Origin of the sequence: Pseudomonas nitroreducens NBRC 12694 (assembly GCF_002091755.1) — a bacterium.
Classification (GTDB): Bacteria; Pseudomonadota; Gammaproteobacteria; order Pseudomonadales; family Pseudomonadaceae; genus Pseudomonas; species Pseudomonas nitroreducens.
Map to the genome: position 1 here is coordinate 1,035,662 of NZ_BDAI01000001.1, position 23,655 is coordinate 1,059,316.

Below are 23,655 nucleotides of genomic sequence, written 5' to 3' on the forward strand. Positions count from 1 at the left end.
GAATCATCGCTCACATCAGAGCGTAGCGGCCCGATGAAGTGCCGCGCGCCGGCAGGCGCACGACAGACGGACCGCGAAAAGGCCGGCAAGCTATCAGTCCGGCGCGCCGCCCTCAAGTGTGAAGCGCGACACGGCGCCACTGAGACATTGGTAGCAGGCGTCTGACAGTTCCGGACTTTGGTGCGAAACTGCTGCCAGCGCTCCTGCGGGGGAGCCAGTTCATTTCCGGAGTCAGCATGTCGTTGTCCAGTGGGTTGATCGCAACGGTCGCCCTGCTCTACATGGCGGTCCTGTTCGCCATCGCGTTCTATGGCGACCGCCGTCGCGCCCCTCTTTCGCCGCGCGTCCGCGCCTGGGTCTACAGCCTCTCGCTGGCTGTGTATTGCACCAGTTGGACCTTCTTCGGCGCCGTCGGCCAGGCTGCCGACCAGTTGTGGTCATTCCTGCCGATCTATGTCGGCCCCGTGCTGCTGATGCTCTTCGCGCCCTGGGTGCTGCAGAAGATGATCATGATCAGCAAGCAGGAGAACATCACCTCCATCGCCGACTTCATCGCCGCGCGCTACGGCAAGTCCCAGGCGCTGGCAGTGGTGGTGGCGCTGATCTGTGTGGTCTGCGTGTTGCCCTACATCGCCCTGCAGCTCAAGGGCATAGTCCTCGGGGTGAACCTGCTGATCGGCGCCGGCCCCGATTCGGGCGGCATCCGCGCCCAGGACACGGCGCTGATCGTGTCGCTGATTCTCGCCTTGTTCACCATCGTCTTCGGTACCCGCAACCTGGATGTCACCGAGCACCACCGCGGCATGGTGCTGGCCATCGCCTTCGAATCCCTGGTCAAGCTGACCGCCTTCCTCGCCGTCGGCATCTTCGTCACTTACGGCCTCTATGACGGCTTCGGCGACCTAATGGACAAGGCCCGCGTCGCCCCGCAGCTCAACGAATACTGGAAGGAGACCGTGCACTGGCCAGCCATGCTGCTGCAGACCGGCGTGGCGATGACCGCCATCATGTGCCTGCCGCGCCAGTTCCACGTGCTGGTGGTGGAGAACATCGAGCCGCGCGACCTGAACCTGGCGCGCTGGGTGTTCCCGATCTACCTGGTGCTGGCCGCACTGTTCGTGGTGCCGATCGCGCTGGCCGGGCAAATGCACCTGCCGGCGGGCGTGATGCCGGACTCCTTCGTGATCAGCCTGCCGCTGGCCGAGGCCCATCCCGCACTGGCACTGCTGGCCTTCATCGGTGGCGCCTCGGCGGCCACCGGCATGGTCATCGTCGCCAGCGTGGCGCTGTCCACCATGGTCTCCAACGACATGCTGCTGCCCTGGCTGCTGCGCCGCAAGGGCGAGGCCGAGCAGCCGTTCGAGGTGTTCCGCCACTGGCTGCTGACCGTGCGCCGGGTGAGCATCGCGCTGATCCTCCTGCTGGCCTACGTCAGCTACCGGCTGCTGGGCTCCACCGCGAGCCTAGCCACCATCGGCCAGATCGCCTTCGCCGCCATCGCCCAGCTCGGCCCAGCGATGATCGGCGCGCTGTACTGGAAGCAGGCCAACCGTCGTGGTGTGTTTGCCGGGCTGGCCGCCGGCTCGTTCCTCTGGGCGTACACCCTGGTGCTGCCGGTGGTCGCCAAGGGCCTGGGCTGGCCGCTGGAAACCTTCCCCGGCCTGGCCTGGCTCGCCGGCCGCCCGTTCGGCCTGTCCATCGAACCGCTGACCCTGGGCGTGCTGCTCTCGCTGATCGGCAACTTCGCGCTGTTCGGGCTGGTCTCGGTGTTCTCGCGCACCCGCGTGTCGGAGCACTGGCAGGCCAGCCGCTTCATCGGCCAGGAAATCTCGCAGAAGCTCAGCTCGCGTTCGATGCTCGCGGTGCAGCTGGAAGACCTGCTGATGCTCGCCGCGCGCTTCGTCGGCGAGGAGCGCGCGCGGCAGAGCTTCATCCGCTTCGCCTACCGCCAGGGCAAGGGCTTCACGCCCAGCCAGAACGCCAACGACGAATGGATCGCCCACACCGAACGCCTGCTCGCCGGCGTGCTCGGCGCCTCCTCCGCGCGCGCCGTGGTGAAGGCCGCCATCGAAGGCCGCGAGATGCAGGTGGAGGATGTGGTGAAGATCGCCGACGAAGCCTCCGAGGTCCTGCAGTTCAACCGCGCACTGCTGCAGGGCGCCATCGAGAACATCACCCAGGGCATCAGCGTGGTCGACCAGTCGCTGCGCCTGGTGGCCTGGAACCACCGCTACATCGAGCTGTTCGAGTATCCGGAGGGGCTGATCTACGTCGGCCGGCCCATCGCCGACATCATTCGCTACAACGCCGAACGTGGCCTGTGCGGGCCGGGCGACCCGGACCTGCACGTCGCCAAGCGACTGTACTGGATGCGCCAGGGCACGCCGCACACCTCCGAGCGGCTGTTCCCTAACGGCCGCGTCATCGAGCTGATCGGCAACCCGATGCCCGGCGGCGGCTTCGTCATGAGCTTCACCGACATCACCAACTACCGCGACGCCGAGCAAGGCCTGAAGGACGCCAACGAGAGCCTGGAACAGCGTGTGCAGGAGCGCACCTTCGAGCTGTCGCAGCTCAACCAGGCACTCACCGAGGCCAAGGGCACGGCCGAGGCGGCGAACCAGTCGAAGTCGCGCTTCCTCGCTGCGGTCAGCCACGACCTGATGCAGCCGCTGAACGCCGCGCGGCTGTTCTCCGCCGCCCTCGCCCACCAGGACAAACTGCCCGAAGAGGCCACCGAACTGGTGCGCCACCTGGACTCCTCATTGCGCTCGGCGGAAGACCTGATCACCGACCTGCTGGACATCTCGCGTCTTGAGGGTGGCCGCGTCAGCGCCGACGTCGCAGCCTTCCCGCTGAGCAACCTGTACGACACCCTCGGCGTGGAATTCCGCGTACTGGCCCAGGAGCACGGCATCGACTTCCACGTGCGCGGCAGCAAGCTGCGCGTGGAAAGCGACATCAAACTGCTGCGCCGCGTGCTGCAGAACTTCCTCACCAATGCCTTCCGCTATGCCAAGGGCCACGTGCTGCTGGGCGTGCGCCGCGAGGCCGGGCACCTGCGGCTCGAAGTCTGGGACCACGGTCCAGGCATCCCGCCGGACAAGCTGCAGGTGATCTTCGAGGAATTCAAACGCCTGGACAGCCACCAGACCCGCGCCGAAAAGGGCCTGGGTCTGGGCCTGGCCATCGCCGACCGTCTGTGCAAGGTCCTCGGCCACCGCCTGGAAGTGCGTTCCTGGCCGGGCAAGGGCAGCGTGTTCAGCGTCAGCGTGCCGCTCGCCCGCCAACCAGCCCCGGCGCCGCTCAACGGGCACAAGGTGGAAACCCCGGAACAGCTCAACGGCGCGCAGGTGCTCTGCGTGGATAACGAAGACAGCATCCTCACCGGCATGAACAGCCTGCTGACCCGCTGGGGCTGCCGCGTGCTCACCGCACGCAGCCGCGAGGAATGCCAGGCGCTGCTGGACGGCGATGCACGCCCGCAACTGGCCCTGATCGACTACCACCTGGACGACGGCGAACTCGGCACCGACCTCATGGCCTGGCTGCGCACCCGCCTGGGCGAGCCGGTGCCAGGCGTGGTAATCAGCGCGGACGCCCGCCCCGAACTGGTGGCGCAGATCCATGCGGCCGGGCTGGACTTCCTGCCCAAGCCGGTGAAGCCGGCGGCGCTACGGGCATTGTTGAGTCGGCATCTGAGCCTGAGATAATTCGTCTAGCCGCGCCTTGGCAGCGGCGTCGCGAACCCACCCAAAACCAGCAGCCAGCGATACTTCACGCCACCCTCCCACGCCACTGCAAAACCACCACCCCGGCAATGATCAGCCCGATGGCCAGATAACCTTCGGGCGACAACCGCCGCACTGAAAAACCCGCCCAGCCGAACTGATCGCACAACGCCGACATCAGCATCTGCCCCGCCACTACGCAGGCGAGGAACGTTGCCGCGCCCAACTGCGGCGCCAGCATCACGGCCACCGTCAGGTACGCTGCACCGAACAGCCCACCCAGCCAGCCCCACCAGGGCGTGGCGGCAATTCCGGCGGCGGCCGGGAGCGGTACGCGGAACGCCAGCAGCGCAATGATCACCGCCGCCAGGCTGACACCCAGCGAGGTCAGGCTGGCACTCAGCGGATGCCCCAATTGGCGCGCCAGCAGCGAGTTGCTGCCCGCCTGCAAGGCAACCAGCGCGCCCACAGCGATGGCAGGCAATAACAGAAGCAGTTTCGACATCGAAGATTCTCCATGGCTTGTCGATGGGGCTCAGCTTCTGCTATCCATCCAGCGCATGGAAATGAATGATTGGTACAACCTGAATGCACTCGATTCATGACTTGCGCCGCATCGATCTCAACCTGCTGGTGATCCTCGACGCCCTGCTGGAAGAGCGCCACGTCTCCCGCGCCGCCGAGCGGCTGGCCATGACCCAGCCGGCGGTGAGCCACGCGCTGAATCGCCTGCGCGACCTGCTGGATGACCCGCTGTTGGTGCGCTCTGGCAACCAGATGCAGCTGACCCGCCGCGCCTTCGAGCTGGCCGGCCCGCTGCGGGAAATCCTCGGTGGCGTGCGTCGGCTGGTACTGGGCGATGACTTCGATCCGGCCAGCGCTGAGCTGGAGCTGCGCCTGGGCATGTCCGACTACGGCGCCTGGGTGGTGTTGCCGACGCTGTTGCCGATCCTGCGCCGCGAGGCGCCGGGCATTCACCTGGACGTCCGCCAGGCTTCGCGCGGGGGCATGGCCGAGCAGGTGGCGAGTGGCGAGCTGGATGGCGCCCTCGGGGTCTTCCCGATGCTGCCGGACGGGCTGCGCGTGCAACGCCTGTTCGAGGAACGCTTTGTCTGCCTGTGCTCGCGCGAAACCCTGGGCGGCCGCAAGCGCCTGGACCTGGAAGACTACCTCGCCGCCCCGCACCTGCGGGTCGCCCTGCAGCAGAGCCCGGCGGAAGAGATCGACAGCCATCTGGAAAAACTCGGCCGGCGCCGTCAGGTGGCCTCCACCGTGCCGCATTTCAGCGTGGCGCCCAGCCTGTTGGCAGGCACCGACCTGGTGCTGACGATCGCCGCGCGGATGCTTCCGGACGATCTCGAAAGCCACGGCCTGGCCAGCTTCGAGACGCCGCTGAAACTGGCACCGTTCGATTTCGTGCAGATCTGGTCGGAGGCCAGCGAGGACGACCCCGCGCGGCGCTGGCTGCGTGGCAAGCTGGCCCAGGCAGCCCGCTGACCGCCTATTCCGGGGTTTCCAGGCGACGGAGGATTTCCCCGACGCGCTCGCCGAGCATCTCGTTGGCCGAGCGCTTCAGGCCTCGCGCCAGCTCCACCAGCACCACCTGTTCGGCCATGGGACGCAGGCGCTGGAAGACTTCGGCAAGGCGCTCCAGATCGGCCGCGCCGGGCAGCAGGTCGGCACCGGGCTTGTCCACCAGGTGGGTCACCACCAGGCGCACGATACCGGCAGCCAGGTGTTCGGTGTCGGTTCGCAGCACGGCCAGATGATCCAGCAACGACGCCAGCGGAATACCCGCACGGTAGAGCTCGACACCGGCATTGAACAGGCGCGGGCTGGGGATATTGATGCGTTCGCCATCGAAAGCGAGCAGCCCTTGGGCCAACGCCTGGTCGATCACGGCGTCGTTCAGCTCATCGCCAAACAACGCCTGCAGGTCGCTGAACTCGATGCTGCCGGGCGACTCCAGGTTCCATGGCCCGACGATGGCTTCGTCGAGGCCGAGCACATGGTCCAGGTCATGGCCGCTTTCCCAGCTCTGCAGCAGCTCCTTGATATTGGCAATGTTGTAGCCGCGCTCCAGCAGTCGATTGATCAGCCGCAGGCGGCGCAGGTGGCTGGCGAAATACACCCCGGCGCGGCCCCGGCGCTCGGGCGGCGGCAGCAGGCCACGATCCTGATAGGCGCGCAGGTTGCGTACCGTGGTGCCGCCCTCGCGGGCCAGTTCATCCACGGAATACTCGCGCTCGTCTTCCAGTGCGGAAGGCGCGTCGTCCGGGCGCTGCAGCAGGCGCTGCAGGAGGTTCAGGGGTGTGCTCATGGCCGGATGATAGCCATCGACATGCCCACGGAACAATCGGAAGGATTAATCCTTCGGTGATCCCCTTCGCATCCCCGAGGCCCAACCAAAGACGGGAACTGCACCCACCGGATTCCCCGCTCCCGCCCACAACCCGCGCCATCCGCGGCTCCCCGCTCCGGTAACACTCCAGGCCCGCGACGCACGCATGGCGCAATGGCAACCGATGGGTCAGCATCGATCGTGACATCGCCCGATGTAACGATAACAACAACCAGCCTGGAGAAAGTCATGTCCCAAGGCGCCTGGGTGCCCACCCCCGAAGACCTGCGGCACTTCCGCGAGATTCAGCAACTGGCCTACCGCTGCTGCGAAACCATTGCCGGCGAACTGCGCCCGGGCATCAGCGAGCGCGAGACCGCCGCGCTGATGAAGACCTGGCTGCTCGATCACGGCGTGCGCGACTGGTTCCACCAGCCCTTCGCCTGGTTCGGCAGCCGCACCTCCTTCAAGGGCTTCGACGGCCTGCGCCACCTGGGCGGCTTCAACCTGGCCTTCTACCCCGGCAAGCAGCGCCTGGAGGAAGGCATGCCCTTCATCCTCGACTGCGCACCGACCCTGGGCGCCTACACCGCCGACGTCGGCTACTCCGGCGCACTGGGCCACAACCTGCTGGTGGAGCGCCTGATGGACGATCTGCTGGCGCACCGCAACCTGATCGTCGAACAAGTGCGCCAACGCCTGCCGCTGGCCCATGTCAGCCAATCGGTGGACCGTCTCTGCCACCGCCAAGGCACCCTACCGCGGCACAAGGCCTATCCCTTCGAAGTGCTGGCGCACCGCGTGGAAAAACTCGGCGCACGCACCACCGGCCCGTCGGTCGCGCGCTTTGGCGTGCGCAACATCGCCACGCTGATGAAGAACGCCCTGATCACCGGCCGCCGCGAGGGCTGGTCGCCGCTGTGGTCGAGCAATGATCGTTCGCAACATGCGCCCACGCCCGGCCTCTGGGCCGTCGAACCGCACCTGGGCCTGCGCGGCGTGGGCGCCAAGTTCGAGGAGTTGCTGGTGGTCACCGAGGACGATGCCTACTGGCTGGACGACGACCTGCCCCACGTGCGCCGCTGGACCGAGCGCGGCCTGATCAGCGCCCCGGCGCGGCGGGAGGTGGCATGAACGCCATGCTGGAGAAGACCCTGCCGGCGCCGGAACGGCTGGACGTGCAGTCCGGCAACGTACGCCTGGCCGTCTGGCGCTGGGGCGAGGCGCACCTGCCGATGGTGCTGTTCGTCCACGGCTATCCGGACAACCACGAAACCTGGCTGCCGCTGATCCGCCATCTCTCGGGGCGCTTCCAACTGGTAGCGTACGACGTGCGCGGCGCCGGCGAATCGGACAAGCCGCGCAAGACCCGCGACTACCGCCTGGAACTGCTCAGCCAGGACCTCAAGGCCGTGCTCGATGCCGTCAGCCCGCAGCGCGCGGTGCATCTGGTGGCGCATGACTGGGGCTCGATCCAGACCTGGGAAAGCGTCACCGATCCACAATTGCGCGCCCGCATCGCCTCCTATACCAGTGTCTCCGGCCCCTGCCTGGACCACGTCGGTTTCTGGATGCGCGACCGTCTGCGCCGCAAGACGCCGCGCGCGCTGCTGCAGATGGCCAGCCAGCTGCTGCATTCCTGGTACATCTACTACTTCCACCTGCCGCTGCTGCCGTCGCTGTCCTGGCGGTTCGGCGCGGCGAAGGCGTGGCCGCTGTACCTGCGCAAGGTCGAAGGCATCCGCAACCCGGTGCGCAACCCGCACCAGGCCAGCGATGGCGAGCACGGTGTGAAGCTCTACCGGGCCAACTTCATCACCTCGATCTTCAAGCCGCGCAAGCGCCACACCGAGGTGCCGGTGCAACTCATCGTGCCCACCCGCGACCGCTACGTCGGCCAGCAACTCTTCCAGCAGCTCTCGCTGTGGGCGCCGCGCCTGTGGCGCCGCGATGTCACTGCTGGACACTGGCAACTGCTCGCCGAACCGGTCCGACTGGGCAAGTGGATCGACGAATTCGTCAGCCATATCGAGGGCGGCGAAGCCCCGCCGGAGCTGCGGCGCGCGGCACTGAAGCCCGGCGCCGGCCCCTTTGCCGGCAAGCTGGTGGTGATCACTGGCGCGGGCGGCGGTATCGGCCGCTCGACCCTGCTGAGCTTCGCCGAACGCGGCGCCAGCGTGCTGGCCGCGGACATTGACCCGGCCGCTGCCGAACGTAGTGCCGAGCTGGCCCGCGCAGTCGGCGCCACGGCTCACAGCTATTGCGTGGACGTGGGCGACAGCGCCGCCATGGAGCGCTTCGCCCAGTGGGTGAAGAGCAGCCTCGGCGTGCCCGACGTGGTGGTCAGTAACGCCGGCATCGGCATGGCTGGGCCGATGCTCAAGACCACCCCGCAGGAATGGGAGCGTCTGCTGCGCATCAACCTGTGGAGCGTGATCGACGGTTGCCGGTTGTTCGGCAAGCAGATGGTCGAGGCCGGGAAGCCGGGGCACCTGGTCAACGTCGCCTCCGGCGTGGCTTTCGCGCCGTCACGCAACTACCCGGCCTACGCCACCAGCAAGGCCGCGGTACTGATGCTCAGCGAATGCCTGCGCGCCGAACTGGCGGGCAATGGCATCGGCGTCAGCGCCGCCTGCCCGGGCTTCGTCGATACCGGCATCGTCCAGGCCACGCGCTTCGCCGGCCTGGATGAGGAACAACAGGCGAAACACCGCGCCAAGGTGCAGCGCTTCTATCGTCGGCGCCGACTCAGCCCGGACACCGTCGGCGAACGCATCGCCCTCGCGGTGGAACGCAACCAGCCGGTGGTGAAAGTCGGCAGCGAAGTGCACCTGGGCGCCCTGCAATGGCGCTTCATGCCCTGGCTGTCGCGCCTGTTCGCCCGCCTCAATCTCACTGCCTGAGAACTGCCATGAACGACCATCATCACAAGCTCGTGCAACGCAAGGTGCAGTTCGACTACACCGATTCGCCGCTGCACTGGATTCCCGGCGAACCCGAAGCGTCCCACGCGATCAACGTCATCCACATGATGCTGCCGGCGGGCGAGCTGTGGTTCTGCCGCCTCTACAACAAGGCACTGCCCTTCGTGAAGGAAGGCCGGCTGCGCGAGGACGTGCAGGGTTTCATCCGCCAGGAAGCCATGCACGCCCGCGCCCACTCGGGTGCCTTGGAGCGCTACCTGAGTCACCACGGCATCGACTCCACACGCTATCTGAAGGTCATGGACTACCTGTTCGAACAACTGCTCAGCGACACGCCGCTGGGCACTGAACTGTTCAACCGCACACCCTGGCTCAAGCGCTGGTGGATCGGCCAGCGCTGCGCCATCGTCGCCGCGGTGGAGCACTTCACCTGCATCCTCGGCAAGTGGATTCTCGAAGCCGATGCGCTGGACCGCGCCAAGGCCGACCCGGTGCTGCTCGACCTGTTCCGCTGGCACGGCGCCGAGGAAGTGGAGCACCGCAACGTTGCCCATGACCTGCACGTGCACCTGGGCGGCACCTTCGTCAGTCGGCAGCTGTGGATGTTCGTGGTGTGGCCGCTGATCATCTATCTGTTCGCTTTCGGCACCCGCACCCTGTCGCGGCAGGACCCGACCATCGCCAAACCACGCTCCTTCGCCGCGATCTGGCGCGATGGCTCGAAGTCCGGCGTGCTGCCGAAGATCAGCTCCCTGGCCACCAGCTTCCTGCGCTACTTCAAGCCCTGGTACCACCCGGACCACGAGGCCAACACCCAGGAAGCGCTGGACTACCTGGCCCGTTCGCCGGCCGCCAGCCGGGCCGCGCGCGCTTCGTAGCGCCTGTCGGCGCGCCCGCACAGTGGATGCGCGGCGCACGTCAATCGCATACTGCGGCATCCGTTATTCGACTCAGGGATGCCGCCGTATGCCGATGGGAACCTATCCGCTTCACCCCGCCCTGTCCTCCCGCGTGGAGCGCCTGCCGGAGCAGGTGGACGTGGTCATCGCCGGCAGCGGCATCATGGGCTGCGCCACCGCCTGGCAGCTCGCCGGCCAGGGCCTGAGCGTACTGGTGCTGGACAAGGCCGGGATCGCCAGCCAGCAATCCACCCGTGCCTGGGGCTTCGTCCGCCAGCAGGCACGCGATCCGGCGGAAGTGCCGCTGATGATGGCGGCGATTCCGCTGTGGGAACGCCTGGAAGAAGAGCTGCAACTGCCGCTGGAATGGCGCCAGGGCGGCTGCCTGTACCTGGCCGAAACGCCGGAGCAGCAGCGCAAGTACGAAGACTGGCTGAAGGTCGCCGCCAACTTCGACCTCGGTACCCGGCTGCTGAGCCGCGCGGAAGTCGCGCAGTTGATGCCGGCCCTGAGCGACCCGGTACTGGGCGCCCTCTACACCGCCAATGATGGCCAGGCCGAGCCGCGCCGCGTGGCGCCCGGCTATGCGCTGCGTGCCATTGAGCGTGGCGCCGTGTTCGTCGAAGGCTGCGGCGTCACCGGCATCGACCGCGCCGCCGGCGCCGTCTGCGGCGTACAGACCGAACGCGGCTATGTGAAAACCCGTCACCTGCTGATCTGCGCGGGCGCCAGCAGTTGGCGCCTGGTGCAGAGCCTCGGCCTGGAGCTGCCGCAACAAGCCGTGCGTTGCACCGTTTCGCGTACCTGCCCCGGCCCGGACGTGGGCGCGCAGAGCTTCATCGGCCACGGCATCGGCTTCCGCCAGCGCGCCGATGGCAGCATCAACCTCGCTGACGAAACCCAGGCCGACATCGACCTGAACCTCGACTACCTGCGCGGCGCCAGACACTACCTGCCGCACCTGCCAGAGCATCGCGCGGGCTTCTCCTTCAAGCTCAACGGCGCGTTGTTCCACGACTTGCGCCAGCGCCTGCCCGGTTCGGAAAGGAGCGTGAACGGCCCGGTACTCGGCGAGCGCGATCCGCAGGTAAAGGCCAACACCGCGCGTGTCTTCACAGCACAGCAGAATCTGGCAAAAGCCTTCCCGGCACTACGCGATGTGAAAGTCGTGGAAAGCTGGGCGGGACTGATCGACGTGCTGCCCGATGGCATTCCGGTGCTCGATGCGCCCGCGCAAGTACCCGGACTGCTGATCGCCACGGGCTTCTGCGGCCACGGCTTCGCCATGGGGCCGATCGTCGGCCAACTGATGAGCCAGTGGATTTACAAAGGTGATCCTGGAATGGATCTGCATGCCTTCCGGCTGCGGCGCTTCGCCGATGGCACGGCGGGCAAGCCCTACTCCCTGTTCTGACGGAGCGGCCAGTGTTTTTTTGTAGGCGCGTCCCCAGGCGCCCCTACTCGCCCTCTTCCACCAGCGGCGCATCGTCACTCAATGCCCGCTCCAGCCACTCCGTCGGCAGGTTCTTGCTCGCCCGCGCGCCCAGCAGCTTTACCTGCTCGGCGCGGCTGATCAGGTTGCCGCGCCCTTCGCAGAGCTTGTTGCGCGCAGCAGCATAGGTCTTGTCCAACTGCTGCAGGCGGGTCCCCATCTCATCCAGATCCTGCACGAAGAGCACGAACTTGTCGTACAGCGCCCCGGCGCGCTCGGCGATCTCGCGGGCGTTCTGGTTCTGCCGCTCCTGGCGCCACAGGCTGTCGATCACCCGCAGTGTGGCCAGCAGGGTGGTCGGGCTGACGATCACGATGTTGCGTTCGAAAGCCTCCTGGAACAGGTTCGGCTCGGCCTGCAGTGCCGCCGAGAAAGCCGCTTCGATCGGCATGAACAGCAGCACGAAGTCGAGGCTGTGCAGCCCTTCCAGGCGTCGGTAATCCTTGTCGGACAGCCCCTTCACATGGTTGCGCAATGACAGCACATGGGCCTTGAGCGCCTGCTGGCGGATCACCTCGTCCTCGGCGGCAATGAACTGCTGGTAAGCGGTCAGGCTGACCTTGGCGTCCACCACCACCTGCTTGTCGCCGGGCAGGCGGATCAGCACGTCCGGCTGGAAGCGCTCGCCATCCGGCGCGCGCAGGCTGACCTGGGTTTCATACTCGCGGCCCTTCTCCAGGCCGGCGTGTTCCAGCACGCGCTCGAGCACCAGTTCCCCCCAGTTGCCTTGGGTTTTCTGGCCCTTCAGGGCACGGGTCAGGTTGGTGGCTTCCTCGCCCAGGCGCAGGTTCAACTGCTGCAGGCGCTCCAGCTCCTTGGTCAGCGAGAAACGCTCACGAGCCTCGGCCTGATAGCTCTCTTCCACGCGCTTCTCGAAGGACTGGATGCGCTCCTTGAGCGGGTCGAGCAACTGCCCCAGGCGCTGCTGGCTCGACTCGGCAAAACGCTGCTCGCGTTCGTCGAAGATTTTCCCGGCCAGCTCGGCGAATTGCGCCCGCAGATCGTCTCGCGCCGATTGCAGGTCGCCCAGTCGCTGCTGGTGATTGTCCTGCTGCTCACGCAGCTCGGCGGAGAGCGCCGCGTGCTCAGCGGAAAGACGGCGCAGCTCGGTTTCCTTGTCGGCGCGCTCGGCCTGCCAGTCTTGCTCGGCGTTAGCCAGGCGGGCCCGCTCTTCCTTGCCCAGTTCAACTTCGCGGCGTAGCGCCGCCGCCTCGGCGGAGAGTTCGCCGTGCCGGCCACTCAAGCGCTGGAAAGCATCGCGATCCGCCTCAGCCCGCGCGGACAGCCCGTCCTGCGCCAGTTGCGCCGTCGCCAGCCGCTCGCGCAGCAGGGTCGCCTCCTGCTCCACCTCCACCCTTCGCGCTTGCAGACGCCAGGCAAGTGCAGCCATGGGCAGCAATCCGGCGAGCGCACCGATCAACAGGGCGGACAGATCGAGGGGCATGCAGGACTCCGAGGTGTGGCAAAGGATCGCGCCAGTCTACCAGCCGCTCGCCGGGAGCGGCCTCTCCGCCGTAAAGGCCCTGGCACAAGGCTCCTGAGCAAGCGCTCGGGACAATCCACAGAAGCTGTGGATAACTCGGTGGAGAACTTGCTGAAAACCACCCATACCCCCAGTGAACTGGGGCCGTGTGACAGATTGGTGATTTTTTCACCAATCAAAATTCTCTTTATTTTTCAACAAGTTAAAAAACGCAAGGGAATTCACAGGGTGGCCAAGTGCAATGTTTCGGGGGCTTGACAGAGTGCGTCAGCATTGTGCACAAGTGCGCGCCACGCAGCAGCCGACCGCCCCGTTTCAGGGCAGTGGATAAGAAGTGTTCTCAGGCAAGCAGTGCTTGCTACCGGGCAATGCACGGGGCGGAAGATCCGTTTTCCGACGCCGATGCCCGGCAAACTTCAGGCGATCTGAACCTCGCGCCGTGACACACGCTGCGGCCGGACAATGCGAGGTGGTTCGGGAAGCTGAATCGCCAACTGCTCCGCGGCGCAGACCCGCGCATAAATACGCTCGGCCGAACTGCGGCTCTTGCAGTCATAAAAGAATTGGTTGAGGTACACACGCCAGCGACGATCATCGCTGGGATGGACAGCTATCCGTATATCCATGGTCTGGCACTCCCTGCTTGGCCATCCCGCAACATACACCGCACAACATGACGCGTAAGCGGCGAAACGATGAACGGTCAGGCAGGATGGGGTAGCCTGCCATCCACCAGGTACTGTTCACGCCGGTAAATGCGGGGGCTGTCGGGCACCTGGGCATGCTTGAAGGCGACGTACTCCGAAGTCGTCTCGCAAAGCCAGGGCATCAGGTTGCGCGGGCGCTTCTCGGTAAAGGCCGAAGGCACGAACAACGCCACATTGATGCCCCCCTGCGGACAACGCGCCGAACGATATTCGAAAGCCTCCACCCCTGCATCGCGCATCGCGCTGCCCATCCCCTGAGTCACGCTGTAATCCTGTGGATCAAGCAGGGCCGCGTGCTCGCGGAACGGCGGCAGGTGCAGCCGCACGCCCTTCTGCACCTGGAAGCGCGCCTCGAAGGAAGCGTGCTCGGAAAGGATCCGTCCACTGGGCGGCGGCGTGGCCATCCCCTCCCACAGCACGAAGCGGTAGAACGCCGATTCCGCCATCGCCGTTTCCAGCTTGAGCGCGCCGTAGAACAGGCTCGGCTCATGGCGCCGACCAAAGCGCGAGCCCCAGCGCAGCGGCGGGTAGCGGAACGGTGTCTTCAGCAGGTAATGCAGTGGCTCGGCGCTGGACGGCATGCGCGGTTTGCTGGTTTCCAGCAACTCCTCCAGCAGTGCCTGCTCTTCCAGCGTGTCCACCAGTTGCAACGTCGCCACCTGGCCCTGGCTCTCCACCAGTCGCACCAGGCGCCCACGGATGGGCGCGACAACCGAGTCCTCATACTTCGCCCATAGACGAGCGCCGGCTTCGAAGGACATTCAGACCTTGCCCCGGATGGCGTCCAGGTACTCGACCACTGCGACCAGCCCCTGCACCCGCTCCATCAACTGCAGCGGCACACCGCCCAGGTGGCGGTTCTCGGTGCGCAGGAAGTGGCGCATGTCCTCATGATTACCGCCGAACAGAGCGAACAGCGCGCGGTAGATGCGCACCAGCAGCAACGCCAGCTCGCCGGTCTTGCTGTCCACGCGCAGGCCATTCTGCTTCCAGCGGCTCACCGCGCTGCGGTCCACGCCGACAATGGCAGCCAGCTCCTGCTGTGTCATCGCCAGGTGCTCGCGGGCAGTCAACACCGCCTTCGCGAGGACGGTATCGGCAGCCGGGTTTTCCTTCAGCAGTGCGCTCATGGCAAAGCTCCAACAAGTGCATTTGTTGCAAACATATCACCAAATGCTGTAACTACACAAAGACTGCAGTGCTGGAAAAATCACCTGCTGCTCTCCCCCGACAGCCCCGTATCAAAGCGCTGACAAAGCAGAGAATTTCTTTACCGAACATTTACTTAGGCTTGGCATTCATTGACCCGACGACGCGCTCTCATGAAGTACCCGGATCGTCCGGGAGATGAAAGCAGGAGTCACGCACCGGCAACGCCGGCTGCGCCAGGAGAAACACCATGAAGAAGTCTGTCGCCCTGTTTTGTGCCGCCCTGATGCTCGGCAGCCCGCTGGCGAGTTTCGCCCAGCCGGGGGGCGGCCCGGACTATGGTCCGAACCATCCGGATAATCGACCGCCGCAACAACAGCAGCGGCCGCCCCAGCAGCAACAGCAACGACCTGACCAGCAACAGCACTATCAACAGCGGTCCCAACAGCAACAGCAGCCTCACGGCAACTACAACCAAGGGCGCAATGGCCACGCGGATCCGCGTTACTACAGGAACCCGGACTACCGCCCTCAGGCCGGCATGCCCGTGCCCCACCGCGACTGGCGCCGCGGCGTGATCGTGGAACCGAACTATCGCGGCGACCGTTATTGGGTCACCGACTGGCAAGCGCGCCACCTGTACGCACCGCCGCGCGACCATCGCTGGCTGTACGTCAACGGCGACTACATCCTGGTGACCATCGCCAGCGGGTTGATCGTCAACATCCTGGCCGGCTATTGATCCACGTCAGGCGCTGGCGCTGAGCATCGAGCCGGCGCCACTGCCACCAGCCCTGCGGATCGCCTCGGCCAACGCCGCGGCGGTCTGCTGCATGGCCGCACTGGTACTGGCGATGCGGCTCTGCACGGCCATCAGCGCCGCGGTGCGCTCGGCATCCGAGGAATAGTGATGCTTCTGTGCGTCGGCCAGCTCCCGCTGCTCCTGCTGCAACTGCTTCTGCAATTCCTTCAGGCGCTTCTGTAATTGCTCAACGGTGGTGCTGGCCTTGCCGGAACTGGCGGAGCTGCTGCTCTTCTCGCTTTGCGCCGCTCCGCCGGCCTGCAGACGAGGGCTGCCGGAGCTTTCATTGGCGCTGTCGGCCTGCGTACCCGCGGCGGTGGTGGCAACGCGTAGCTGACTGGCGAAAGCCTGGTTCGCCGAGGTAATCGAAAGGCTCATGCCGGATGTCCTTTGTACCGGGAATTCAGCCGCTCTATCGGCTGCGGCCGGAAAATCTTGAAAGCGCCTTCGCAGGGCTGGGCAAAGGCCCTAGGATAGGCGGCCTTATTTCCAGCCCGCCGCCATGGACAAGAAACGCGCCTACCAACTGATCCTCGCCCGCCTCGCCGAAGACTTGGAGGTCGCCGTGCGCGCCGCCCAGACGGCCCACGAGACCGCGACCCACGAGGAAAACATCGCCGAGAACAAGTACGACACACTCGGTCTGGAAGCGGCCTACCTCGCTGCCGGCCAATCACGGCGCGTGGAAGAGATCCGACAGGCCCTGTCGCTGTTCGAGAACCTTCAATTGCGCGATTTCGACGAGGAACAGGGCATCCAGACCAGCGCCCTGGTGCAACTGATCAACGAGCGCGACCAGCAGCGCTGGGTATTCCTCGGCCCGGACGGAGCCGGCCTCAAGGTGCAGCACGAAGGCACCGAAATCCTGGTCATCACCACCCGCGCCCCACTGGGCAGCGCCCTGCTTCAGCGTCAGCCCGGCGATGAAGTCGAAGTGGGAACCGGCAGCGCACGCCAGCGTTATGAAATCCTCGACGTCTGTTGACGCTTGCGCCCTGCAAGGCAGCAGTCGAGCGCATTGATGAAAAATCTGAGCGGAACAGACAATACCCGGCACGCGGACTGACGCAGACTAAGCTTCAAGGCCACACCCACTCCCGGCCTCAAGGAGAAGCATCATGCTGTTCAACTGGTCCGAGTACGTCCCCGCCGTGAAAAAAGCCTTCGGCGCCCTGGGCAAGAAACACCCGAAAATGATCGCCGCCTACCAGGCCCTGGAAGCCGCCGCCGCTGACGGCGACGCCCTGGATGCCAAGACCCGCGAACTGATTGCCATCGCCGTGGCCATCACAACCCGCTGCGACGGCTGCATCGGCGTCCACGCCGAGGCTGCCCGCAAGGCTGGCGCCACCGAAGCCGAGATCGCCCAGACCCTGGCCACCGCCATCTCGCTCAATGCCGGCGCCGCCTACATCTACTCCCTGCGCGCCCTCGAAGCCTACGAGTCCGCCGCCGCTCCGAAATGAGCCCTGCACCCGCGGCGCTTCGGCGCCGCGGGCCTGCCTCTTTCCCTTGAGGGGTGCGATGGGTTATCTGTGCTGCTCAGCCAACCAAAGCCGCTGCCCATGCCCCAGCCTACCCTCAGCTTCTGGAAACTCACCCTGGCCATCGCCGTCGGCACCTGGCTCGGCTGCCTGGCCGTCGCCGCCACCGCGTGGCTGGTTTGGCGTAACATTCCGCTCGCTCTCGCACCTCACCTCGCCCCACCATCAACGGCAACGTCCACGGCGCCCCCACCAACCCGCAGCAACGAAGAAATGTTCCAGCAATACCTGCAACGCCAGCAGGCCCTGCAGGAGCAGCAGAATCGTCAGGTAGAGAAATCGGAGCAGGAAAAACGCTTCAACAGCGCGCCATGCCAATTCTGGCTGCAGCAGTATCAAGCGGATCCGACGCAGAAGAATCGAGAGAAGATGGATGGGTATTGCGGGTGATGGGGATCAGGGTGGAGATTTTCATGACGTAGAAAAGACAAAACCCCTGAAACGCTAAGCATTTCAGGGGTTTCGGCCATATGTAATGGCGGAGAGATAGGGATTTGAACCCTAGGAACCATTGCTGGTTCAACGGATTTCGAATCCGTCCCGTTCGACCACTCCGGCATCTCTCCGTGCGGCGCGCATGATACCAGCTTGAAGTCCGAACGCGAAGCTTTGTTTTCGGATTTTTTTGCGTGGTATCAGGCGCTTGCGTGATTTCGCCGGTTTACAGCGGCACGCCCAGGCGGTGGGCCACTTCTTCGTAGGCTTCGATGACGTCGCCCAGCCCCTGGCGGAAGCGGTCCTTGTCCATCTTCTTGCGGGTTTCCTTGTCCCACAGGCGGCAGCCGTCCGGGCTGAATTCGTCGCCCAGGACGATCTTGCCGTGGAACAGGCCGAACTCGAGCTTGAAGTCCACCAGCAGCAGGCCGGCGTCGTCGAACAGCTTGCTCAGTACTTCGTTGACCTTGAAGGAGTAGGCCTTCATTTCGGCCAGTTGCTCCAGGGTCGCCCAGCCGAAGGCCTGGACGTGGGATTCATTGATGAACGGGTCGCCCAGGGCGTCGTTCTTCAGGAAGAGTTCAAAGGTCGGCGGGGTGAGCTGCAGGCCCTCTTCCACGCCCAGGCGGCGCACCAGGCTGCCGGCGGCGTAGTTGCGCACCACGCACTCGACCGGGATCATGGCGAGCTTCTTGACCAGTACTTCGTTGTCCGACAGCAGGGCGTCGAACTGGGTCGGGATGCCGGCGGCTTCGAGCTTCTGCATGATGAAGGCGTTGAACTTGTTGTTCACCATGCCTTTGCGATCAAGCTGCTCGATGCGCTTGCCGTCGAACGCCGAGGTGTCGTTGCGGAACAGCAGGACGAGGCGGTCGGCGTCATCGGTGGTGTAAACCGACTTGGCCTTGCCGCGATAGAGTTCTTCGCGTTTTTCCATGATGGGCTCCGCTTGCTTAGGGGGTGGGCTCAGGCGATGGTGCGCCAGTCGAGTCCAGAATGCTGATCGGCTACCTGCAGCCAGTCCGGGTCGCACCCTAGGGTGTCGACGAAACATTGCCGGGCCAGCTGCGGCGAGTTGTTCTTTTCGCTGAGATGCGCCAGCACGAGGTGCTGCAAGCTTTCCCAGCCCAGCTGGGCCACCAGTTCGGCGGCCTGCCGGTTGTTCAAATGTCCCCACTGGCCGCCAACACGGGCTTTGAGTGGGTAGGGATACGGACCGCGGGCCAGCATGTCGGTATCGTGGTTTGCCTCGATGATCAACGCATCGAGGCCACGATAGCATTCCAGCACCTGCGCCGTGGCGGCCCCCAGATCGGTGAGCTGGCCAAAGCGCTTCCGGCCATCGGAAAACACGTACTGCAGGGGCTCCCGCGCATCGTGGGAGACGCTGACTGCAGTGACTTCCAGGTCTTTCAGTACCAGGCGGTCGCCGCATCTGAGCAGCCCCGCCGGCGTGACCGGCTTGCGCATTCCCTGCAGGGTGCCGGCGCTGAGATACACGGGTATTCGATGGTGCCGGGCCAGCAGTTCGACGCCGTTGATGTGATCGGAATGCTCGTGCGTGACCAGCACCGCGTCCAGCTGCCCGGGCTCTACGCCCAGGCGCGCCAGACGGCGGATGGTTTCACGCAGCGGGAAACCGCAATCGATCAGTATCCGGGTGTCAGAACTGCTCACCAAGGCCGAATTGCCCCGGCTTCCGCTCCCCAGGACCGCGAAGTGCATTCCGCATACTCTCCTGGAGTTTCTCCAACACGCCCTGCGCCACGTCAGCCGGTGCGGAAGTGTTGATGTCTTTGTCGACGGTGATCTGGACGGTATTGCTCACGCTGGTCAGGCGAACCTGGTAGCGCTGGGCCTTGGCGTCTTCCTCTTCCTTGGTCTTCTCGCCACCGCCGAACAGACGGCTGAAGAAGCCAGGCTTGTCTTCGTCCTTCTTCTTCGCGCCTTCGGCGATGTTGACGTAGTACACGCCCAGGCTGCGGTTGAGGTCGTCGACACGGATGTCGGCACGATCCAGAGCGCGGCCTACGCTGACCCAGGCACGGTCGAAGTCGGAGTCGACGGTCAGTACCGGGTTGCCACTGCCGTCCTTGTTCAGCTGGACGGCGCCGGGGGTGTCGTAATCCGAATGGGCGGCGAGCAGGGAGACGGAGCCGCCCTTCTCGGCACTGGTGGCCATGCTGGCGATCATCTCGTCGAGCAGCGCAGCATCCAGGCTCGGCACCGCCGGCTTGGTCGGCCAGTCACCACTGGCGGTGCTGCCGGCCGGGCGGGTTTCGCTCAGCACGTAGACTTCACTGGTGTTGGTCTGCACGCCCGGCTCGATGCGTACGCGAACGCGCGCTTCGCTGTCGGGTTCAACGCCCGACACGCGGCTGCTCAGTCGACGCGCCAGGGGCGCGGAAAGCTGCGACAGCGGTTGCCAGTTGGTGCTGAACTCGCCAGTCTGCGGACGCTCGTTGGCGATGGAGAAGCCATTGTCCTGGAAGAACTGGTGGGCGACCGGCCAGACTTCCGCCGGCGGGCGCTGGGCGACCAGCCAGCGCGAATCACCGCTCTTCTGCAAGCTGAAATCGCTGACTTCACCAGCGCCGGACAGGGGCTGCGGCCGTGGCACTTCGAACTCGCCTTCCTTCTCGGTGCTGGTGGCGACGTTCATCGGGATCGGCAGCAGCGGGTCGAGCGGCTTGCTCTGCATGCCGTCGGGCACCTTCATCGGTGCCGTTTCGCGGGCGTTCAAGTAATCGTCGCCACGGTCACGGAAGTAGCCTTCCGGGCCCCACAACCAGCCGCAACCGGAGGTGTTGCCGATAACCAGGGCGAGCGCAGTCAGTCCTGCCAGTCGCTTCATGCGAGGGAGCTCCTTAAGCCAGGACGCCGGTCTGGCGCATGGCCTGACGCAGCGGTTCGTGGCAACGCGGGCTGAGCCAGGTCAGAGGCAGGCGGATGCCCTCTGGAATCAGCCCCATTTCGTGCAGGGCAAACTTGACCGGGATGGGGTTGGATTCGATGAACAGGGTCTTGTGCAGCGGCATCAGACGATCGTTGATGGCGCGGGCAGCGGCGGCATCGCCACGCATGGCGGCGGCGCAGAGGTCGCTCATGGCGCGCGGGGCGACGTTGGCGGTCACCGAGATGTTGCCCTTGCCGCCCATCAGCATCAGCTCGACGGCGGTAGCGTCGTCACCGGAGTAGACGAGGAAGTCCTTGCCAACGCGGTCCAGTACTTCCTTGCCGCGCTGCAGGTCGCCGGTGGCTTCCTTGATGCCGATGATGTTCGGCACCTTGGACAGGCGCTCCACGGTCTCGGGCAGCATGTCGCAGGCGGTACGGCCCGGCACGTTGTAGAGGATCTGCGGGATGGCCACGGCTTCGGCGATGTGGCGGAAGTGCTGGTACAGGCCTTCCTGGGTCGGCTTGTTGTAATACGGAGTCACCAGCAGGCAGGCGTCGGCGCCGCCGGACTTGGCGGCCTCGGTCAGCTCGACGGCTTCGCGGGTGGAGTTGGCGCCGGTGCCGGCGATGACCGGGATGCGGCCGTTGACCTGGTCGACTACGCGACGGATGACTTCCAGGTGTTCGTTCACGTCCAGGGTGGCCGATTCACCAGTGGTGCCGACCGCTACGATGGCGTTGGTGCCTTCCTGCAGGTGGAAGTCCACCAGCTTAGCGAGGCTGTCCCAATCCAGTCGACCCTGAGCATCGAAGGGGGTGACCAGCGCCACCATACTGCCCGCAATCATGCAACCGCTCCTGCCGGAAAAAGAAAGCCGTAATGGTACTGTCGCCACCGGCCACGCACAAGGTGACGCAGCGACCCGCGAACGACCAGACATTCCCCTCATCGGCGCTTTTCGCTACCCTTCCTTCTTTGTCGATGCGGCCCGCTTGGCCGCCACTCCAGGAAAGCTGCATGTCCGCCTCTCACCCTCGTGAACAATTCCTCCTGATCAGCGCTCTGGGCCCGAACCCGATGGAGTTGACCAGCGTGCTGTGCCGCACCTGCGTCGACAACCGTTGCTCGGTGGTCAGCAGCCGCCTGACCCGCCATGGCGAGTTCAGCGCGCTGATCCTGCAGATCTCCGGCAGCTGGGATGCCCTGGCCCGCCTGGAAGGCGGCCTGCCGCCCCTGGCCAAGCGCCATGGTTTCACCCTCAGCGTCACCCGCAGCAATGTCCACGTTACCCGCGCCCAGGCCCTGCCCTACGTGGCCTATGTCAGCGCCGTCTATCGCCCGGACATCCTCAACGAGCTGTGCCAGTTCTTCATCGATCACAACATCGAACTGGAGAACCTCACCTGCGACACCTACCAGGCGCCGCATACCAACACCAGCATGCTCAACGCCACCCTCACCGTGACGCTGCCAGCCGGCACCCAGATCAGCTGGCTGCGCGATCAGTTCCTCGACTTCGCCGATGCGCTGAACCTGGACGCGCTGATCGAGCCCTGGCGTCCGCAGCATCCGTAAGGAGAGAGCCCTATGGCAGTCGAACTGAACAAACCCGTCGCCGATTTCCAGGCCCCCGCCACCAGCGGCGTCGAATTCCGCCTGTCCGAACTCAAGGGCAAGCAGATCGTCCTGTACTTCTACCCCAAGGACAGCACGCCTGGCTGCACCACCGAAGGCCAGGGCTTCCGCGACAAGATCGAGGACTTCGCCAAGGCCAACACACTCGTGTTCGGCGTTTCCCGCGATGGCATCAAGTCCCACGAGAACTTCAAGGCCAAGCAGTGCTTCCCCTTCGAACTGATCAGCGACAAGGACGAAGCCGTCTGCCAGCTGTTCGACGTGATCAAGCTGAAGAAGCTCTACGGCAAGGAATACATGGGTGTTGACCGCAGCACCTTCCTGATCGACGCCAAGGGCGTGCTGCGCCAGGAGTGGCGCGGTGTGAAAGTGCCCGGCCACGTGGATGCCGTGCTCGCCGCCGCCCAGGCGCTGAACCAGTAAGCCACTCAGCCAGCTCCATGAAAAAGGCCGCTGATCAGCGGCCTTTTTCCGTTCCCGACGTCACATCATCGGGCTGACCTGCGGCTGCACCGCCGATTGGCGCGGCCAGGCATCCAGGACAGCCTTCACCAGGGTCGCCAGCGGAATGGCGAAGAACACTCCCCAGAAGCCCCACAGCCCGCCGAACAACAGCACCGCACAGATGATCGCCACCGGATGCAGGTTCACTGCCTCGGAGAACAGCAGCGGCACCAGCACGTTGCCATCCAGCGCCTGGATGATCGCGTGGGCTGCCATCAGGTAGATGAACTGGTCGCTCCAGCCCCACTGGAACAGCGCGATCATCGCGACCGGGACCGTGACCACGACTGCGCCGATGTAGGGCACTACCACCGACAGACCAACCAGCAGAGCGAGGAGCGCCGCGTAGTTCAGGCCGAGCACGGCGAAGGCGATGTAGGTCACCACGCCGGTGATGAAGATCTCGATGACCTTGCCGCGAATGTAGTTCGCAATCTGCTGGTTCATCTCGTTCCACACCTGCTTCATCAGCCCGCGCTCGCGCGGCAGGTAGCGGCGGAACCAGTGGTAGAAGCGCCGGCGATCCTTGAGGAAGAAGAACACCAGGATCGGTACCAGCACCAGGTAGATCATGATGTTGACCACCACCGGCAGGCCCGACAGGGAGAAGGTCAGCGCCCACTGGCCAAGCTGCCCCAGCTCGTTGCGCGCCGCCTCGACGGTACGCAGCACCTGTTCCTCGGTCACCATGTCCGGGTAGCGCTCGGGCAGCATCAGCAGCGTCGCCTGCCACTCGCCGAGCATGCCGGGCAGCTCGTTGAACAGGGTGAAGAGCTGCTTCCACAGCAGCGGCACCAGCACCAGCAGGAACACCGCGAGCAGGCCGAGGAACAGCGAATACACCAGCCACACCGAGAACAGGTGCGGCACGCGCAGGCGCTCCAGTACACCGACCATGCCCTGGATCAGGAAGGCGATGACCATCGCCGCCAGCACCGGAGCGAGCATCCCGCCGAAAGCCAGGATGACGGTGAACCCGAGTCCGAGAATGACCGCCAGCACTATCGCCTCCTCGTCGGAGAAATAGCGCTGCATCCAGTCCTGCAAAACCTTGAGCATGTAAGGGCCTACGAAACGACAAAGGGTAACGTCCCGGTTACCCGGAAACTT

Annotated in this window: 23 protein-coding genes and 1 tRNA gene; 12 read left to right on the top strand and 12 right to left on the bottom strand. The window is 65.2% G+C overall.

The annotated features are described in order from the left end of the window. Window positions 1-236 precede the first annotated feature (236 nt). Window positions 237-3,713, top strand: coding sequence for a PAS domain-containing hybrid sensor histidine kinase/response regulator (locus PNI01S_RS04900; RefSeq protein WP_084357521.1), 3,477 nt, complete (start codon window positions 237-239; stop codon window positions 3,711-3,713). Window positions 3,714-3,777: 64 nt separating this feature from the next. Here the strand turns inward: PNI01S_RS04900 and PNI01S_RS04905 are convergent, their stop codons facing one another. Further along, on the bottom strand, window positions 3,778-4,236 hold the full coding sequence (locus PNI01S_RS04905; protein WP_084357522.1) for a DMT family transporter: 459 nt from the start codon (window positions 4,234-4,236) through the stop codon (window positions 3,778-3,780). Window positions 4,237-4,319: 83 nt separating this feature from the next. Between PNI01S_RS04905 and PNI01S_RS04910 the strand changes: the two genes are divergently transcribed. Next, window positions 4,320-5,228, top strand: coding sequence for a LysR family transcriptional regulator (locus PNI01S_RS04910; RefSeq protein ID WP_084357523.1), 909 nt, complete (start codon window positions 4,320-4,322; stop codon window positions 5,226-5,228). A gap of 4 nt (window positions 5,229-5,232) precedes the next feature. Here PNI01S_RS04910 and PNI01S_RS04915 read toward each other — a convergent pair whose 3' ends face one another. Then, window positions 5,233-6,051, bottom strand: a complete 819-nt coding sequence (locus tag PNI01S_RS04915) for a MerR family transcriptional regulator (protein WP_024763411.1) — start codon at window positions 6,049-6,051, stop codon at window positions 5,233-5,235. 270 nt (window positions 6,052-6,321) lie between these two features. Between PNI01S_RS04915 and PNI01S_RS04920 the strand changes: the two genes are divergently transcribed. The 4 genes from PNI01S_RS04920 (at window position 6,322) to PNI01S_RS04935 (ending at window position 11,309) form a co-directional block, all read left to right on the top strand. After that, window positions 6,322-7,206 carry a M24 family metallopeptidase gene (locus tag PNI01S_RS04920; RefSeq protein ID WP_065085976.1) on the top strand — a complete coding sequence of 295 codons (885 nt, stop codon included), beginning with the start codon at window positions 6,322-6,324 and terminating at the stop codon, window positions 7,204-7,206. Next, the gene (locus tag PNI01S_RS04925) at window positions 7,203-8,975 is read left to right on the top strand and encodes an SDR family oxidoreductase (protein ID WP_084357524.1); all 1,773 of its coding nucleotides are present in this window, start codon (window positions 7,203-7,205) and stop codon (window positions 8,973-8,975) included. Before PNI01S_RS04920 ends, PNI01S_RS04925 begins: the two co-directional genes overlap by 4 nt. Before the next feature lie 8 nt (window positions 8,976-8,983). Next, window positions 8,984-9,874, top strand: a complete 891-nt coding sequence (locus PNI01S_RS04930; protein WP_065085978.1) for a metal-dependent hydrolase — start codon at window positions 8,984-8,986, stop codon at window positions 9,872-9,874. An 88-nt stretch (window positions 9,875-9,962) separates the two neighbouring features. Further along, window positions 9,963-11,309, top strand: a complete 1,347-nt coding sequence (locus PNI01S_RS04935) for an NAD(P)/FAD-dependent oxidoreductase (RefSeq protein WP_084357525.1) — start codon at window positions 9,963-9,965, stop codon at window positions 11,307-11,309. A 43-nt stretch (window positions 11,310-11,352) separates the two neighbouring features. On the opposite strand, the gene PNI01S_RS04940 is transcribed toward PNI01S_RS04935, so the two are convergent. From PNI01S_RS04940 to PNI01S_RS04950, 3 genes are all read right to left on the bottom strand, one after another. Then, window positions 11,353-12,717: a DNA recombination protein RmuC gene (locus tag PNI01S_RS04940; protein WP_167632553.1), complete on the bottom strand. Its 1,365-nt coding sequence runs from the start codon at window positions 12,715-12,717 to the stop codon at window positions 11,353-11,355. Window positions 12,718-13,573: 856 nt separating this feature from the next. Further along, the gene (locus tag PNI01S_RS04945; RefSeq protein WP_065085981.1) at window positions 13,574-14,338 is read right to left on the bottom strand and encodes an RES family NAD+ phosphorylase; all 765 of its coding nucleotides are present in this window, start codon (window positions 14,336-14,338) and stop codon (window positions 13,574-13,576) included. Next, window positions 14,339-14,707 carry an MbcA/ParS/Xre antitoxin family protein gene (locus PNI01S_RS04950; protein WP_024763405.1) on the bottom strand — a complete coding sequence of 123 codons (369 nt, stop codon included), beginning with the start codon at window positions 14,705-14,707 and terminating at the stop codon, window positions 14,339-14,341. A 269-nt stretch (window positions 14,708-14,976) separates the two neighbouring features. Between PNI01S_RS04950 and PNI01S_RS04955 the strand changes: the two genes are divergently transcribed. Beyond that, window positions 14,977-15,468 (top strand): RcnB family protein, encoded by a 492-nt coding sequence (locus tag PNI01S_RS04955; protein ID WP_024763404.1) that lies wholly within the window; start codon window positions 14,977-14,979, stop codon window positions 15,466-15,468. Between the two features lie 6 nt (window positions 15,469-15,474). Here the strand turns inward: PNI01S_RS04955 and PNI01S_RS04960 are convergent, their stop codons facing one another. After that, the gene (locus tag PNI01S_RS04960) at window positions 15,475-15,906 is read right to left on the bottom strand and encodes a hypothetical protein (RefSeq protein WP_084357527.1); all 432 of its coding nucleotides are present in this window, start codon (window positions 15,904-15,906) and stop codon (window positions 15,475-15,477) included. Window positions 15,907-16,030: 124 nt separating this feature from the next. Here PNI01S_RS04960 and PNI01S_RS04965 point away from each other — a divergent pair, with 124 nt between their 5' ends. The 3 genes from PNI01S_RS04965 to PNI01S_RS04975 all read left to right on the top strand — a co-directional run bounded on the left by PNI01S_RS04965 (window position 16,031) and on the right by PNI01S_RS04975 (window position 17,462). Beyond that, entirely contained in the window at window positions 16,031-16,513 is a 483-nt protein-coding gene (locus tag PNI01S_RS04965; protein WP_065085983.1) for a GreA/GreB family elongation factor, read from the top strand. Between the two features lie 133 nt (window positions 16,514-16,646). Then, window positions 16,647-16,994 (top strand): carboxymuconolactone decarboxylase family protein, encoded by a 348-nt coding sequence (locus PNI01S_RS04970; RefSeq protein ID WP_017522075.1) that lies wholly within the window; start codon window positions 16,647-16,649, stop codon window positions 16,992-16,994. Between the two features lie 69 nt (window positions 16,995-17,063). Then, the gene (locus PNI01S_RS04975) at window positions 17,064-17,462 is read left to right on the top strand and encodes a hypothetical protein (protein ID WP_128082500.1); all 399 of its coding nucleotides are present in this window, start codon (window positions 17,064-17,066) and stop codon (window positions 17,460-17,462) included. A gap of 86 nt (window positions 17,463-17,548) precedes the next feature. Here PNI01S_RS04975 and PNI01S_RS04980 read toward each other — a convergent pair. The 5 genes from PNI01S_RS04980 to dapA all read right to left on the bottom strand — a co-directional run bounded on the left by PNI01S_RS04980 (window position 17,549) and on the right by dapA (window position 21,253). Then, a tRNA-Ser gene (locus tag PNI01S_RS04980) sits at window positions 17,549-17,638 on the bottom strand. 95 nt (window positions 17,639-17,733) lie between these two features. Then, window positions 17,734-18,444, bottom strand: a complete 711-nt coding sequence (purC, locus tag PNI01S_RS04985) for a phosphoribosylaminoimidazolesuccinocarboxamide synthase (protein ID WP_038803299.1) — start codon at window positions 18,442-18,444, stop codon at window positions 17,734-17,736. A 29-nt stretch (window positions 18,445-18,473) separates the two neighbouring features. Next, on the bottom strand, window positions 18,474-19,232 hold the full coding sequence (locus PNI01S_RS04990) for an MBL fold metallo-hydrolase (protein ID WP_054910995.1): 759 nt from the start codon (window positions 19,230-19,232) through the stop codon (window positions 18,474-18,476). Beyond that, window positions 19,171-20,361: an NlpB/DapX family lipoprotein gene (gene bamC / locus PNI01S_RS04995; RefSeq protein WP_024763380.1), complete on the bottom strand. Its 1,191-nt coding sequence runs from the start codon at window positions 20,359-20,361 to the stop codon at window positions 19,171-19,173. Before bamC ends, PNI01S_RS04990 begins: the two co-directional genes overlap by 62 nt. A gap of 13 nt (window positions 20,362-20,374) precedes the next feature. After that, window positions 20,375-21,253 carry a 4-hydroxy-tetrahydrodipicolinate synthase gene (gene dapA / locus PNI01S_RS05000; protein WP_024763379.1) on the bottom strand — a complete coding sequence of 293 codons (879 nt, stop codon included), beginning with the start codon at window positions 21,251-21,253 and terminating at the stop codon, window positions 20,375-20,377. A 170-nt stretch (window positions 21,254-21,423) separates the two neighbouring features. Here dapA and PNI01S_RS05005 point away from each other — a divergent pair, with 170 nt between their 5' ends. Both PNI01S_RS05005 and PNI01S_RS05010 read left to right on the top strand, forming a co-directional pair. After that, window positions 21,424-21,981, top strand: a complete 558-nt coding sequence (locus PNI01S_RS05005) for a glycine cleavage system transcriptional repressor (protein WP_024763378.1) — start codon at window positions 21,424-21,426, stop codon at window positions 21,979-21,981. Between the two features lie 12 nt (window positions 21,982-21,993). After that, window positions 21,994-22,464 carry a peroxiredoxin gene (locus PNI01S_RS05010; protein WP_024763377.1) on the top strand — a complete coding sequence of 157 codons (471 nt, stop codon included), beginning with the start codon at window positions 21,994-21,996 and terminating at the stop codon, window positions 22,462-22,464. A 60-nt stretch (window positions 22,465-22,524) separates the two neighbouring features. Here PNI01S_RS05010 and PNI01S_RS05015 read toward each other — a convergent pair whose 3' ends face one another. After that, window positions 22,525-23,604, bottom strand: a complete 1,080-nt coding sequence (locus PNI01S_RS05015) for an AI-2E family transporter (RefSeq protein ID WP_024763376.1) — start codon at window positions 23,602-23,604, stop codon at window positions 22,525-22,527. Window positions 23,605-23,655: the final 51 nt, after the last annotated feature.

Bases quoted from the DNA above. Each gene is read 5' to 3' on its own strand.
- PNI01S_RS04900 (WP_084357521.1), top strand. From the start codon at position 237: ATGTCGTTGTCCAGTGGGTTGATCGCAACGGTCGCCCTGCTCTACATG.
- PNI01S_RS04905 (WP_084357522.1), bottom strand. From the start codon at position 4,236: ATGTCGAAACTGCTTCTGTTATTGCCTGCCATCGCTGTGGGCGCGCTG.
- PNI01S_RS04910 (WP_084357523.1), top strand. From the start codon at position 4,320: ATGCACTCGATTCATGACTTGCGCCGCATCGATCTCAACCTGCTGGTG.
- PNI01S_RS04915 (WP_024763411.1), bottom strand. From the start codon at position 6,051: ATGAGCACACCCCTGAACCTCCTGCAGCGCCTGCTGCAGCGCCCGGAC.
- PNI01S_RS04920 (WP_065085976.1), top strand. From the start codon at position 6,322: ATGTCCCAAGGCGCCTGGGTGCCCACCCCCGAAGACCTGCGGCACTTC.
- PNI01S_RS04925 (WP_084357524.1), top strand. From the start codon at position 7,203: ATGAACGCCATGCTGGAGAAGACCCTGCCGGCGCCGGAACGGCTGGAC.
- PNI01S_RS04930 (WP_065085978.1), top strand. From the start codon at position 8,984: ATGAACGACCATCATCACAAGCTCGTGCAACGCAAGGTGCAGTTCGAC.
- PNI01S_RS04935 (WP_084357525.1), top strand. From the start codon at position 9,963: ATGCCGATGGGAACCTATCCGCTTCACCCCGCCCTGTCCTCCCGCGTG.
- PNI01S_RS04945 (WP_065085981.1), bottom strand. From the start codon at position 14,338: ATGTCCTTCGAAGCCGGCGCTCGTCTATGGGCGAAGTATGAGGACTCG.
- PNI01S_RS04950 (WP_024763405.1), bottom strand. From the start codon at position 14,707: ATGAGCGCACTGCTGAAGGAAAACCCGGCTGCCGATACCGTCCTCGCG.
- PNI01S_RS04955 (WP_024763404.1), top strand. From the start codon at position 14,977: ATGAAGAAGTCTGTCGCCCTGTTTTGTGCCGCCCTGATGCTCGGCAGC.
- PNI01S_RS04960 (WP_084357527.1), bottom strand. From the start codon at position 15,906: ATGAGCCTTTCGATTACCTCGGCGAACCAGGCTTTCGCCAGTCAGCTA.
- PNI01S_RS04965 (WP_065085983.1), top strand. From the start codon at position 16,031: ATGGACAAGAAACGCGCCTACCAACTGATCCTCGCCCGCCTCGCCGAA.
- PNI01S_RS04970 (WP_017522075.1), top strand. From the start codon at position 16,647: ATGCTGTTCAACTGGTCCGAGTACGTCCCCGCCGTGAAAAAAGCCTTC.
- purC (WP_038803299.1), bottom strand. From the start codon at position 18,444: ATGGAAAAACGCGAAGAACTCTATCGCGGCAAGGCCAAGTCGGTTTAC.
- PNI01S_RS04990 (WP_054910995.1), bottom strand. From the start codon at position 19,232: ATGCACTTCGCGGTCCTGGGGAGCGGAAGCCGGGGCAATTCGGCCTTG.
- bamC (WP_024763380.1), bottom strand. From the start codon at position 20,361: ATGAAGCGACTGGCAGGACTGACTGCGCTCGCCCTGGTTATCGGCAAC.
- dapA (WP_024763379.1), bottom strand. From the start codon at position 21,253: ATGATTGCGGGCAGTATGGTGGCGCTGGTCACCCCCTTCGATGCTCAG.
- PNI01S_RS05005 (WP_024763378.1), top strand. From the start codon at position 21,424: ATGTCCGCCTCTCACCCTCGTGAACAATTCCTCCTGATCAGCGCTCTG.
- PNI01S_RS05010 (WP_024763377.1), top strand. From the start codon at position 21,994: ATGGCAGTCGAACTGAACAAACCCGTCGCCGATTTCCAGGCCCCCGCC.
- PNI01S_RS05015 (WP_024763376.1), bottom strand. From the start codon at position 23,604: ATGCTCAAGGTTTTGCAGGACTGGATGCAGCGCTATTTCTCCGACGAG.